Consider the following 12,119-nt stretch of genomic DNA (forward strand, 5'->3'; position numbering starts at 1 on the left):
TTCTCCCGCTTGCTCTCCACGATCAGCCGCTCGATCTGGTCGGGAAGCTGGTTGGCGTAGCGCACCGGCCGCCGCGAGCGGTCGGTGAGTGCCTCTAGCCCGTCCTCCTTGTAGCGGTTGAAGATCTTGTAGCCGGTCTTGCGCGAGATGCCGAACTCGCGGCACACATCGCTCATGCCTTCCCCGTCGAGAAGACGAGCCACAAAACGAAGACGTTCCTCCATCACCGAACACTCTTTCCACGGCATCAACACCTCCGGCCAAAAAGCCAAAAGTGTTACCCATGTGTCCGGTACAAATCGTCACCTATGTCTCGGGCCGCTCAGATAGCCTGATACCAGCCTGCTGGCGCACTCTGCGCAAGATAAGAGATCGCGGCCGTTCCCCAGCGCTCGCAGTTCAAGCGCGGTATCGATCCACGTCAGAACCTCCAGCCAGATAGGCCTTGAAGCCACTCGCCGCCACCGAAATCCAATTCTAACCACTTATCGTCGTGGGTAACGCCGGTATTTTTGCTTCGTCACGTTTTGAAAGCCTCGATATCCGGCAATCTCTTCATGAGTTTCTTTGGCAAACGGAGAGGACAATGAGTAATATAGCCTGCTGATGCTTCGGGGGTAGTTTGGCCATAAATCTGGTCAACCCGTCGGATGCTCAAGCGAAGGTATCTTTTGCCTTGACGTCAGACGAAAAGAACAACCGCCAGATATACCTTGGGTCCTGCATACGCCGATAGGTTTAGATCGTTAAGGCCGAGCTTTCGGTTTCTTCTGAGAGGCTATAGCGCTCACACCCCCAATCGCCGCCACCAATATCCGGTTCTGCCGGCGTATCGCCGCGCGTAGTTCGGCAATCCTCGCCTCATCGCGCTTCACAAACTCGATGAACATCACGTTCATGTTGTTGAAGATCAGTTCGCCGAGTGCCCCCGTCTATCACCGCGACCTTGGTGTCCGTCCGCCCGATATCCCTATGAGGCGCTGGCGATTTGGGCAGATATGTTCGCCCTGGTGAACGTATTTCTCACCCTGACCGACTTGTAGACGTAGGCGACCCAGAGTCCTGTCAGCACAAACGAGACTATGTGCGCCGCCAGCGCATTGCCTACGAGCACCTGGCTCACCGGAACGCCCAGAACTGACGCAACCCAGATCGTGTCCAGCACAAAAACAACAGGGATCGCCAGCCACTGGAGCAGAAACAGTTGCGGAAAGCGGTGGCTTCGCCGCAGCATCGAAACGAGCACGACCAGTTGAAGCGCCAGAAATGCCAGATTGAGAGCAACCTCGCCATACACGGCCAGGGGCCCATTCGAGAGGGTCATGAGTTGCTGGTAGCCGTCGGCTGAATTGGCGAAGTCGGCGAGTGTACGCAGCGGTGACAATGCCTGGCCGATCGCCAGCAGCATCAACCATCCGCCAATGCCTACAAGAGCCGCAGGATTCTGTGACGGCTTCGTGGCCGATCGAACAGCAAAGAAAACAGGCACGCCGATCAACAGCAGCACGATCGCCCAATGCCAGATGGAAAACGCCCCCATTTACCCCTCCCCCTTTTAATGCCCCTCTAAGTTGTATCAGGTTTCAAATTCAACTCAAGAGGCGAGCCCTAATGTGAAATGACAATATGCCGAGCGGACGATTTCTCCTGTCTGCTCCTGACTCCCTCACACCGCAATCGCCGCCACCAGAATGCGGTTCTGCCTTCGTATCGCCGCGCGCAGCTCCGGGATCCTCGCCGCATCACGCTTCACGAACTCGATGAACATCATGTTCATGTTGTTGAAGATCAGTTCGCCGAGAGCTGCGCCATCGATGTCCTGCCGCACCAAGCCGAGTGCCTGCAATCGGGCAATCAGCGCACGGATCTGTTCGGTCAGTGAGCGATCGAGCCCGGTATAGGCCTGGCCGAATGGGCTGTCGGGCAGTTGCGTCGAGATCGCCATTGCCTGCCGCCACATCTCCTTGCTGAGATAGTGCAGCGAGTGCTCGATATAGATGCCGATCAGCGTGTCCAGCGCATCGCCGACATTGGCCGGCGGCCTGGCGACGACGCCCTGTCCGGCATTGAGCACCTCGTTGACCTCCAGCGAGACGATGGCGCCGAGGATGTCGCCCTTATTTTGATAGTAGTTGTAGATCGTGCCGACCGAGACCTCGGCCTGCGCGGCGATCGCCTCGATCTTGGCGCCTTCATAGCCGGCCTCGCGAAACAGTTCCGCCGCCGCCTCGATGATGCGGCGGTGCCGGTCCGCCTTTTGCCTTGCCCGCAATCCGCTCATCCCAGCCTCTTGCCATAAAAACAGAATTGACTCAATTTTAGAATTGGTTCAGTTTTTTGCAAGAAGCCACAAAGGCAAGGGAGAACACTCGATGACCGCTAAACCTGCATCCAGGAATCCGCTTTCCATTCTGAAGAGCCATCTGCATGCGGCGTGCGCCGCCGCGGCACTGCTGCTCGGAGCCGGCAGCCTCGCCCAGGCCGCCGACCTCAACGCGCTGATCTGGTGCGATCATGCCGATCCGGCGCTGCTGCAACCCTTCGAGGAGGCCAACAACGTCAAGGTCAACGTCAAGGAGTTCGAGGGCACCGGCGCGGGTCTCGCCATCGTCGAGCAATCGCAGCCGGGCGACTGGGACGTGATGGTGATCGATAGCATCGACGTGCCGCGCGGCGTCGAAAAGGGCCTGTTCGAGCCGCTGCCGGAAGACAGACTGCCGCTGGCCGACCTGTTTGCGCAGGTGAAGATGGACGGCTCCACCGTGGTCGGCGGCAAGCGCTACGGCATCACCGAAAAGTTCGGCTACAACACGATCGGCTACAACAAGACCAAGGTCGATCCGGCCGACATGCAGTCGATGGCGGCGCTGATCGGCGACAAGTACAAGGGCAAGGTCGCCATCTACGACTACTATCTGCCGGTCATCGGCATGGCCGCACTCGCCATCGGCAAGAAGACGGCCGACCTCACCGAGGCCGACCTGCCCGCCCTCAAGGACGAGCTTCTCAAGATGAAGGCCAATGCCAAGCTGGTCGGCGAAGTGACCGCTAGCCAGACAGCGCTGGCGACCGGTGAGGTCGACATACTGGTCGGCGGCGGCGAATGGGTGACGGCGGGGCTGGCCAAGGAAAACCCGGCGCTGGACTTCTCCATTCCCAAGGAAGGTGCGGTTCTGTGGTCGCAGTCGTTGGCCATGTTCAAGGACTCCAAGAACAAGGACATGGCGCTGAAGTTCATCCAGTACATCATGAGCCCGGAGGGCCAAGCGCGGCTTGCCACCTCGTCCTGCTACTGGGGCATGCCGGCGAACACCAAGGCGGCGCTGACCGACGACCAGAAGAAGGTCCTGCGCTTCGACGAGCAGCCGGGCTTCCTGGCGCGGGCCCAGGCCTACCCGGCGCCCAACGCCGATCTCGACAAGAAGATGCAGGACATGTGGACCGAAATGCTGCAGGCAAAATGAGCGGATATCGCTCATGAGTTCAGCTGGAAACAATGACCATGCCTTGCCCCTGGCGGGCCGTGCCCTACCCCGGGCGGCCCTGCCCTGGGCACTGGTCACGCCGGCGCTCGGCTGGACGCTGCTGTTCTTCGTGCTGCCCTTCATCGCCATGGGGTTTTCCAGCCTGACGGCGCATGAGGGCGGCGGTTTCACGCTGTCCAACTACAGCCAGTTCTTCACCAACCCGTCCTACTGGCAGGCGATGGTGAACTCGCTGCAGGTCACCGCCATCGTCACCGTCGTCTCGGTGCTGCTTGCCTATCCCTTTGCCTGGATCCTCGCCGAACAGGTGCCGGAGCGCTGGCAACGGCTGGCGCTGATGCTGGCGGTGCTGCCGTTCTGGACCTCCTATGTCGTGCGCTCTTACTCCTGGCTTCTGGTGCTGGCGCAGAACGGCGTGGTCAACCGGGCGCTGACCGGCTCCGGCCTATTCAGCGAGCCGGTGCAACTCGCCAATACACGGTTCGCCACCGTCACCGGTTTCGTGCACTTCTTCGTCATGCTTTTGACGCTGACGATCTTCGCCAACCTCAAGCAGCTCAGCCCAAGCTACCGCAAGGCCGCCGCTGATCTCGGCGCCGGGCCGGTGCGCACCTTCCTGCATGTCGTGCTGCCGCTGACGTTGCCCGGCATCATGGTCGGCGCCTTCCTCACCTTCGTGCTGTGCATCGGCGACTACATCACGCCGCAGATCCTGGGCGGCAACAACGAGTTGCTGATGCCGCAGCTGGTGATGATGCAGATCGGCCGGCGCGGTGACTTTCCGCTGGCCTCGGCGCTGTCGATCATCCTGATGGCGGTGGTCACCATTGCCTATTTCGCCTGCGCCCGCTGGCTGAAGATCGAGCGGGCCTGAGATGCGCAGGATTGTCCGCATCGCCTCATGGCTTTACGCCGTCCTGATCTACGGCTTCATCTTCCTGCCGGTGGTCGTGCTGGTGCTGTTTTCGCTGCAGGCGACGTCGTTTCCGATCCCGCCCTTCACCGGCCCATCGCTGCGTTGGTACGAAGCTGTTCTCTCTGACGTCAGGCTGACCTCGGCGCTGGCCAATTCGCTGCTGGTCGCTTCCATCTCGTCGCTCGCCGCCGTCACGCTCGGCTTCCTCTCGGCCTGGGGCTTTGCCCGTTTCGTCCTGCCCGGCTCCGGCCTGCTGCGCGGGCTGATCACATTGCCGCTGACGGTCAGCTATCTCATCATCGGCATGGGGCTGCTGGTGCTGTTCAACTGGGCGGGAGTGCCGAAATCGCTGCTTGCGGCAGGGATCGGCCATGTCGTGATCAACCTGCCGCTGTGCTTTGCCATCATCTACAGCCAGATGGGCGACCACCAGATCAACATCGAGCGCGCCGCGCGCGACCTCGGCGCGGCGGAGTGGAAGGTGCTGCTCCTGATCACCGTGCCGGTCATGGCGCCTGCGATCTTCGCCGGCTTCTTCCTGTCGATGACCTTCTCCTGGGACGAGTTCGTGATCTCCTTCCTGCTGACGCGCTTCGACACCACGCTGCCGGTCGAAATCTGGAACCTCTTGCGTTCCGGCCTCAATCCAAAAACCAACGCCGTCGGCTCGCTGGTCTTCGCCGTCTCCATCGTGCTGGTGGTGCTGTTCGAACTGACATTGCTGCGCAGGAGAAGAGCATGACCGCACCGCTGGTCGATATCAGCTCCGTCTCGCACCGCTTCGGCCAGCACACGGTGCTGAGGAACGTGTCGCTGCAGATCGAGCCCGGCAGCTACACGATCCTGCTTGGCCCCTCTGGGTCCGGCAAGACGACGCTGCTGTCCATTCTGGGCGGCTTCGTCACGCCCAGCGAAGGCAAGGTGTTCATCCGTGGCGAGGACTGCACCTCGGTGCCGCCGGCCAAGCGCCCGACGACGACGGTGTTTCAGGACTACGCGCTGTTCCCGCATATGAGCGTCGGCAGCAATGTCGGTTTCGGCCTGCGCATGCAGGGCGTCGACGGTGCTACCCGAGCGGCAAAGGCGCGCGAGGCGCTGGCGCTGGTTGGCCTCGCCTCCGCCTTCGACAAGAAGCCGCACCAGCTCTCAGGCGGCCAGCGGCAGCGTGTGGCGCTGGCGCGTGCGCTGGTGATCGAGCCGGCGGTGCTTCTGCTCGACGAGCCGCTCGGCGCGCTCGACCTCAAATTGCGCCGGCAGATGCAGGACGAATTGAAGGCGATCCAGAAGCGCGTCGGCACCGCCTTCATCCATGTCACCCACGACCAGGAAGAGGCCATGGCGCTGGCCGACCATTGCGTGGTGATGAATGACGGGCGCATCGAGGACGAAGGCCCGCCCGAGCGTGTCTATGCACGGCCAGCGACGCGCTTTTCCGCGACCTTCATGGGCGAAAGCACGATCCTTGCTGGCACAATCACGGAGGCCAGGGACCGGACAAGCATCGTCGCGACGCCGGTCGGGCCGATTTCGCTGCCCGGCACGCTGCCGGTGGGCGCTGCCGTTGTGCTGGCCATACGGCCGGAGCATCTTGTCCTCGGCCTGGCCGCTGGCAGTGTAAAGCTCGGCACGGCCGAGGTCAGCGACGTCGTCTTCCAGGGCAGCTTCAAGCGCGTGCTCGCCGTTTCCGCCCAAGATCCCTCGCTTCACTTCATCGCCAGGCTGCCGGCGACCGCCACCGTCAGGCCGGGCGACACGGTTGCGATTTCCTGCGATACCGACCAGATCATCCTGCTGACGGACTGAGCATGGGCACGCTTGCGGTCATCGACGCTCCAGACTGGTACGAGACCATTCGCATGAGCGATGGCGTGACCTTGATCCACGAGCCATGGATAAAACCGTTCTTCCGCTGCAACATGTGGCATGTGCGCGGCCGCGACCGTGATCTTCTGTTCGACACCGGGCTTGGTCATTTCAGCCTCCGGCGCCACGTGCCGCTGGTGAGCGAGCGCAAGCTGACCTGCGTCGCCAGCCATACGCATTTCGACCATATCGGCTGTCACCATGAATTTCCCGAGCGCTGCGTGCACGCGGCCGAGGCTCAAATCCTCGCCGATCCGCGCAACGAATGGACGGCCGCCGGCACCTATGCGACGGACGAGATGTTCGACGGTATGCCGCAAGGGTGGGACACGGCGCGCTACGGCATTCTGCCCGCTCCCGCCGGCCGCCTGCTCGCGCATGGCGATGTCGTCGATCTCGGCGACCGCGCCTTCGAGGTGATCCACACGCCCGGCCATTCACCCGGCGGCATCGCGCTCTACGAAAACAGGACGGGCATCCTGTTATCCGGCGACATCATCTATGACGGCCCGCTGATCGACGATGTCTACCACTCGGACATATCAGACTACATGGCGACACTCATGCGCCTGCGCGACCTCGATGTCTCGGTCGTGCATGGCGGCCATTTCCCGAGTTTCGGCAAGGTGCGTTACCGCCAGCTTGTCGACGAGTATCTCGAACAGAAGCGGCAGGCCGGCTGCCATCTGCGGCAGCCCTGGAACGCGGGCTAGCGCATCAGTTCGAAATGCCTTGGAAACGCCTGATGCAGCAGGAGCAGCATGGTCTTGCGCAGCACGTTGGTGTCACGGCTGCGAGGGTTCAGGTGATCCCAATACCAGGCGCCATGAACCAGATAATTCAAGCTCTCTGACAGTGTGTCTATGTCGACGTCGGTATAGCCGCCGCTGCGCGAAATCTCGATCAGCAGCTCGCGCGCCTCGGCGGTGTAGGCAAGGTCGCTCGGCAGGCCGATCTCGTTGTAGATCTGCATGCTCTTGCGGTCGCTGGAGAACACGACAAAAACCGAAACCCATTTCGGATGCTGCCGGGCGAAGTTTTGCGCGCAGTTGACCGCGCCGAGCAGGCGCTCAACCGGCGACAGGCCGGGCGCTCGCACCAGAGTCACCCACAGCTCATCGTATTGATCGCTGAGATACTGCAGGACGGCCCGGAACAAATTCTCCTTGCTGCCAAAATGGAAAACAACCAGCGCGTTGGAGGAACCGACATGCTGGGCAATGCGCTGCATGGTGACGCTCCCCAAGCCCTCTTCGGCGATCAGCTCAATGGTGGCGTCGATGATGCGCTGCACGCTCGCTTCGCCACGCTCGCGGCGGCGGTCCTTGGGAGCCGTATCTATGTTCGAGCCCCGACCCGCAGCGACGGCAACCTTGCCTGTCTCGGGTGCCGCTATAGCCTTGCGTTGCGCCATCTTCGTCAGTTCCTTTCGAACCATGCGGCGGCGATCGCCAGCCCACCTGAGGTTCGGGCATTCAAGTGTCCAGCGTCGGCTCACCATAACCGAAGCCGGAGATCAAGCACCATCGCGGCAAGGGCCGCATCGCCCGGTCAGAGCGACGGGCGTGTTTCGGTGTTCGTGTACCATTGGCCCTGCGCCGTTTCATAGGCCAGTGCGGCCCGGAAGACATCGGCGTCGCAATAGCTGCGGCCAACAATCTGGATGCCTGTCGGCACGCCGCTTGCCGCCCGGCCCGAAGGGATCGACAGAACCGGACAGCGGCTCATCATATTGAACGGCGTCGTCATCACCCAGCCAAGCGACGGGTTCACCTCTCTGCCGTTGATCTCGACCGTACCGTTGGTCTGATCGAACTCCGCCGGCACAGAGGGAAGCGCGTTGGTCGGGCAGATCAGCACATCGTACTTTTCGAGCAGCGGGCCCAGCGTCTGGTACATCCTGGCCGCCACGTCGAGGGTCGCGACAAAGTCCGTGGCCTTGGACTTTTGCCCGTCCTCGGCGAACTGCCGTGCATAGGTCGTCATGTCCTTGCCGTGCTCCTTGAGCAGTTGCGCAAGCGAGGCACCGAAGAGATGCTCCAGATAGGCCATGCCGGCCTTGAGCACGTCGTCGCCCCAGCCAAGGTCGACCTCCTCGACCGTAGCGCCAAGCGAGCGGAACACCTCGCAGGCGGCAAGCGTGTTCTTGCGCACGTCCGGGTCGATCTCAAAGGAGCCAAGGTCCATCGAGAATGCGATTTTCCAGCCCTTGATCGGCTTGTAGTCGAGCGGCAGGCGCAGTTTTGGGCGCAGCGTGGCGATGTCGAGCGGGCTCGGTCCAGCCATGACATTCTGCAGCACGATCGCATCCCTGACGTTTCGCGCCAGCGGTCCGGTGTGGCAGTAGAAGTCGAGGTTGAATGGCGGCTCGTCCGGATTGCGGCCGTAAGGCGGCTTGAAGCCGACGAGACCGCAGGCCGATGCGGGAATGCGGATCGATCCGGCAATGTCCGAACCGGTGGCGATCGACGATGTGCCGGAAGCCAGCGTCGCCGCCGCACCGCCGGACGAACCGCCCGGCGTAAAATCCGGATTCCACGGATTGCGCGTCACACCCCAGCGCCTCGACCAGGTATAGCCGGCGCAGCTGAATTCAGGAGTCGCCGTGCGGGCATGCACGATGCCGCCGGCCTTGATGATGCGTTCGTTCATCGTCGAGGTATGACCGCCGATGGCATCCTTGGACAGCAGCGAGCCATGCGATGTCGGCTTGCCCTTGATATAGCTCTCATCCTTGATGCCGATGGGCAGCCCCTCGAGCGCCCCGGTGCGGGCGCCCTTGGCGTATTTGGCCTCGGCCTTCCCAGCCAGATCCATCGCCTCGTCGAAATGCGTGAAGGTGAAGCAGTTGATCGTCGGCCTGGTGGCTTCGGCGCGTCGGATGGTGGCCTGCATCAGGTCGACAGGCGAAAGTTTCTTGGCCTTGAACAGCCGCAGCGCCTCGCTGGCCGGCATGTAGCAAAGGTCGAGATCGGTCATGGGAAGTCTCCTGCGATCGCCGGATCGCGTTTGGCAACGGGAGGTGGCCGCGCCGCGTGGCGCGGCGCGGAGAACCGGGTCAGGTTATTTCTGGAGGTCGGTCCAGATTTTCGTGTAGAGCGCCTGGACGTCCGGCGGGCAGGCCTGCATGAACTGGCCCTTGGCGGCGAATTGCGCGGGAACATCGACTTCCGGCGCACCTTTCATGTCCGCGGGCATGAAGGCTTCCGAGCCCTTGATGCCGTTGGCATAGCGGGCAAAAGCCGAGATCATCGCGGCATTTTGCGGATCCATGACGAAGTTCTGGAAGAGCTTGGCATTTTCGACGTTTTTGGCGTCCTTCAGCACCGCGACATTGTCCATCCAGATCGGGTAGCCTTCTTTGGGATAGCCGTAGACGATCTTGTCGTTCTGCATCCGCTGGCGCAGCGAAATGCCGTTCCAGTTGACGCCGGCCGCGATGTCGCCCTTGCCCAGGCCGTCGACGGCGCCATAGTCGAAGGACAGCCATTTCGCCTTGGCCTCGACCAGCTTGTCGCGCACCTTCTTCAGCAGCACCTTGTCGTCTGTGCAGTACTGGCCGCCTTCATAGGCGATGGCGAGGAACATGATGTCACCCATTTCGGGGACGACATTGATCTTGCCGACGAGTTCGGGCGGCGGGTCGAGGAAGATCGCGGACGTGTTGATGTCGCCGGAGTAGACCGACTTGTTGACCGACACGCCTGTCGTGCCCCACTGCCACGGAACGGTGTACTTGCGGCCCGGGTCGAATGGCACGTCGACCCATTTCGGGTCCATATTCTTGAAATTCTCCATCTTGTTGGGATCGGTCTCCAGCAGCAGGTCTTCGCTGATCCAGATCGGAACGACGCTGGCCGAAGGCACGACGATGTCGAAACCGGCGCCGCCCTGGCGGATCTTGGCAAGTGCGGTGTCGTTGGAATCGAAATCGGTGACGGTGACCTTGACCTTGTAGGTCTCCTCGAATTTCTTGATCAGATCGGGGCTGGTGTAGTTGCCCCAATTGTAGATGTTGAGTTCGCCGTCGGCGCGGGCCACGCCCGTAGCGGCCAGCATCGACAGCCCGATGGCCGTCGCGGTCAGTTTCCAGTTCATGCTGCTTTCTCCCATTGTTGGGACCGGCGGCAAAGCTGCCTCAGGTCCGTTTCCTGCTGACGAAAAAGAAGGCGGTGACGATGCCGATCGACAGCACCAGGAACGCCGTCGAAATTGCGTTGATCTCGGGGGTAACGCCGCGGCGGATCTGGCCGAGCATGTAGGTGGGCAGTGTGTCCTGGCCGCCGGACTTGACGAATTCGGTGATGACGACGTCATCCAGCGAGACGACAAAGGCGAGCATCAGCCCGGCCAGAATGCCCGGCCAAAGCAGCGGCAAGGTCACGTGCAGAAAAGTCTTCCATTTCGTCGCGTAGAGGTCGGCCGCCGCGGTCTCGAGCGACAGGTCCATGCTTTCGAGCCGCGCCCGGATCGGCAGGTAGGCGAACGGAATGCAGAAAGCGGTATGCGCGGCGATGAGGTAGCCGAGGCCGGAATAGCCGGTCCAGATCTTGATGCGCGAGAACACGATCAGCAACGCCACCGCGGTGACGATCTCCGGCACCATCAGCGGCTGGTTGATGAAGGCGTATTTGAAGGTCAATCCGCGATAGGGTTTGGTCCGGGTCGTCGCCAGCGCCGCCATGGTCGCCGAGACCGTCGCCAGCAACGCAGCGACGGCCGCGATCTGGAACGAGCGGACCGACGATTCGATCACCAGCCCGTTGTTCCAGGCCACATGGAACCAGCGCAGCGAGAAGCCCTTCCAGATCGCCAGGGAATCGTTGTCGTTGAAGGCGTAGACGACCAGCGTGGCGATCGGCAGATAGAGCAGGAAGAAACACAGTATCGCCAGGCTGACGAAGCCGTTCTGCCGTCGGACGTCGAAGCGCTTAGGCATGGGCGCCATCCGACCTTGTCGTGTTGCTGACATAAAACAGCAGCGCCACCATGACGATCGCCATCAAGGTGATCGACAGCGCCGCGCCAAGCGGCCAGTTTCGGCCCTGGCCGAATTGCAGCTCGATCAGATTGCCGATCATCAGATTGGTGCCGCCGCCCAGCACGCGCGGCGTCACATAGGCGCCAAGCGAGGGAATGAAGACCAGGATCGAGCCGGCGACGATGCCCGGCGTGACCAGCGGGACGATGATGCGCCTCAACACCTCGAGCCGCGTCGCGTAGAGATCATAGCCGGCCTCGACAAGGCGGAAATCGATCTTCTCCATGCTGGCGTAGAGCGGCAGCACCATCAGCGGCAGGAAGACGTAGACCATGCCGGCCAGCACGGCGAAATTGGTGTACATGAGCTGGATCGGATGGTCGGTGATGCCAAGCGCTTGCAGCGCCAAATTGATGATGCCGTCATTGCGCAGCACCTCCTGCATGGCGAAGGTGCGGATCAGCAGGTTCGTCCAGAACGGTATGGTGATCAGGAACAGCCAGATGTCGCGCCGGTGATCCGGCCGCGTGGCGATGAAATAGGCGGTGGGAAAACCGAGGATCAGCGTCAGCACGGTGGTTGCCAGCGACAGCGACACCGAGCGCCAGAAGATCGACAGATAGGCGGTGGCGAAGGACAGCGTGTCGTCGAAGACATCGCGCTCGAACAGCACGCTCACCCAGGCGTCGGTCGAAAACCGCCACTTCACATCGCCGTAATTGCCCGGCGTCAGGAAGGAATAGACAACCACGATCAGCAGCGGCCCAAGGGCCGCGAGGAAGACGATAAGCAGCGCCGGGGCGGAAAGCAGCCAGCGCGACCTGATATCGTCACGTTCGGCCTTTTCGGCGACCTCTCTCGCGCTTCCCATCGC

13 protein-coding genes are annotated in these 12,119 nt (G+C 61.8%); 5 read left to right on the top strand and 8 right to left on the bottom strand.

Going from position 1 to position 12,119, the window contains the following annotated elements:
* The 3 genes from NKI38_RS21515 to NKI38_RS21525 form a co-directional block, all read right to left on the bottom strand.
* Positions 1-248, bottom strand: a 248-nt coding sequence (locus NKI38_RS21515) for a helix-turn-helix domain-containing protein (RefSeq protein WP_352660361.1), incomplete at its 3' end; no start/stop codon positions are given.
* 722 nt (positions 249-970) lie between these two features.
* Positions 971-1,540: a DUF2569 family protein gene (locus tag NKI38_RS21520; protein ID WP_352660364.1), complete on the bottom strand. Its 570-nt coding sequence runs from the start codon at positions 1,538-1,540 to the stop codon at positions 971-973.
* 126 nt (positions 1,541-1,666) lie between these two features.
* Positions 1,667-2,281 (bottom strand): TetR/AcrR family transcriptional regulator, encoded by a 615-nt coding sequence (locus NKI38_RS21525; protein ID WP_352660367.1) that lies wholly within the window; start codon positions 2,279-2,281, stop codon positions 1,667-1,669.
* A gap of 91 nt (positions 2,282-2,372) precedes the next feature.
* Here NKI38_RS21525 and NKI38_RS21530 point away from each other — a divergent pair, with 91 nt between their 5' ends.
* Genes NKI38_RS21530 through NKI38_RS21550 form a run of 5 tightly spaced genes read left to right on the top strand, consistent with a single transcriptional unit; the run spans position 2,373 to position 6,977 of the window.
* A complete protein-coding gene (locus NKI38_RS21530) occupies positions 2,373-3,464 on the top strand; it encodes a polyamine ABC transporter substrate-binding protein (protein ID WP_352660370.1) in 1,092 nt (363 codons plus the stop codon).
* Between the two features lie 13 nt (positions 3,465-3,477).
* Entirely contained in the window at positions 3,478-4,359 is an 882-nt protein-coding gene (locus NKI38_RS21535; RefSeq protein WP_352660373.1) for an ABC transporter permease, read from the top strand.
* A gap of 1 nt (position 4,360) precedes the next feature.
* Positions 4,361-5,143 (top strand): ABC transporter permease, encoded by a 783-nt coding sequence (locus NKI38_RS21540; protein ID WP_352660376.1) that lies wholly within the window; start codon positions 4,361-4,363, stop codon positions 5,141-5,143.
* Complete coding sequence (locus NKI38_RS21545) at positions 5,140-6,204, top strand: ABC transporter ATP-binding protein (protein WP_352660379.1); 1,065 nt, start codon at positions 5,140-5,142, stop codon at positions 6,202-6,204. The genes NKI38_RS21540 and NKI38_RS21545 overlap by 4 nt, the downstream gene beginning before the upstream one ends.
* 2 nt (positions 6,205-6,206) lie before the next feature.
* Positions 6,207-6,977, top strand: coding sequence for an MBL fold metallo-hydrolase (locus tag NKI38_RS21550; protein ID WP_352660382.1), 771 nt, complete (start codon positions 6,207-6,209; stop codon positions 6,975-6,977).
* Here NKI38_RS21550 and NKI38_RS21555 read toward each other — a convergent pair.
* The 5 genes from NKI38_RS21555 to NKI38_RS21575 form a co-directional block, all read right to left on the bottom strand.
* Positions 6,974-7,678, bottom strand: coding sequence for a TetR/AcrR family transcriptional regulator (locus NKI38_RS21555; RefSeq protein ID WP_352660385.1), 705 nt, complete (start codon positions 7,676-7,678; stop codon positions 6,974-6,976). The two genes, NKI38_RS21550 and NKI38_RS21555, sit on opposite strands and share 4 nt — an antisense overlap.
* A gap of 137 nt (positions 7,679-7,815) precedes the next feature.
* Positions 7,816-9,243: an amidase gene (locus NKI38_RS21560; protein WP_352660388.1), complete on the bottom strand. Its 1,428-nt coding sequence runs from the start codon at positions 9,241-9,243 to the stop codon at positions 7,816-7,818.
* Between the two features lie 84 nt (positions 9,244-9,327).
* On the bottom strand, positions 9,328-10,362 hold the full coding sequence (locus NKI38_RS21565; RefSeq protein WP_352633451.1) for an extracellular solute-binding protein: 1,035 nt from the start codon (positions 10,360-10,362) through the stop codon (positions 9,328-9,330).
* A gap of 40 nt (positions 10,363-10,402) precedes the next feature.
* Positions 10,403-11,203 carry an ABC transporter permease gene (locus NKI38_RS21570; RefSeq protein WP_352660391.1) on the bottom strand — a complete coding sequence of 267 codons (801 nt, stop codon included), beginning with the start codon at positions 11,201-11,203 and terminating at the stop codon, positions 10,403-10,405.
* On the bottom strand, positions 11,196-12,116 hold the full coding sequence (locus NKI38_RS21575; RefSeq protein ID WP_352660394.1) for an ABC transporter permease: 921 nt from the start codon (positions 12,114-12,116) through the stop codon (positions 11,196-11,198). The genes NKI38_RS21570 and NKI38_RS21575 overlap by 8 nt, the downstream gene beginning before the upstream one ends.
* Between the last annotated feature and the right edge of the window lie 3 nt (positions 12,117-12,119).

This window comes from Mesorhizobium sp. M0621, from assembly GCF_040320745.1.
GTDB lineage: Bacteria > Pseudomonadota > Alphaproteobacteria > Rhizobiales > Rhizobiaceae > Mesorhizobium.

Excerpts from the sequence above, each read along its gene's own strand:
- NKI38_RS21520 (WP_352660364.1), bottom strand. The coding sequence starts at position 1,540 with ATGGGGGCGTTTTCCATCTGGCATTGGGCGATCGTGCTGCTGTTGATC.
- NKI38_RS21525 (WP_352660367.1), bottom strand. The coding sequence starts at position 2,281 with ATGAGCGGATTGCGGGCAAGGCAAAAGGCGGACCGGCACCGCCGCATC.
- NKI38_RS21530 (WP_352660370.1), top strand. The coding sequence starts at position 2,373 with ATGACCGCTAAACCTGCATCCAGGAATCCGCTTTCCATTCTGAAGAGC.
- NKI38_RS21535 (WP_352660373.1), top strand. The coding sequence starts at position 3,478 with ATGAGTTCAGCTGGAAACAATGACCATGCCTTGCCCCTGGCGGGCCGT.
- NKI38_RS21540 (WP_352660376.1), top strand. The coding sequence starts at position 4,361 with ATGCGCAGGATTGTCCGCATCGCCTCATGGCTTTACGCCGTCCTGATC.
- NKI38_RS21545 (WP_352660379.1), top strand. The coding sequence starts at position 5,140 with ATGACCGCACCGCTGGTCGATATCAGCTCCGTCTCGCACCGCTTCGGC.
- NKI38_RS21550 (WP_352660382.1), top strand. The coding sequence starts at position 6,207 with ATGGGCACGCTTGCGGTCATCGACGCTCCAGACTGGTACGAGACCATT.
- NKI38_RS21555 (WP_352660385.1), bottom strand. The coding sequence starts at position 7,678 with ATGGCGCAACGCAAGGCTATAGCGGCACCCGAGACAGGCAAGGTTGCC.
- NKI38_RS21560 (WP_352660388.1), bottom strand. The coding sequence starts at position 9,243 with ATGACCGATCTCGACCTTTGCTACATGCCGGCCAGCGAGGCGCTGCGG.
- NKI38_RS21565 (WP_352633451.1), bottom strand. The coding sequence starts at position 10,362 with ATGAACTGGAAACTGACCGCGACGGCCATCGGGCTGTCGATGCTGGCC.
- NKI38_RS21570 (WP_352660391.1), bottom strand. The coding sequence starts at position 11,203 with ATGCCTAAGCGCTTCGACGTCCGACGGCAGAACGGCTTCGTCAGCCTG.
- NKI38_RS21575 (WP_352660394.1), bottom strand. The coding sequence starts at position 12,116 with ATGGGAAGCGCGAGAGAGGTCGCCGAAAAGGCCGAACGTGACGATATC.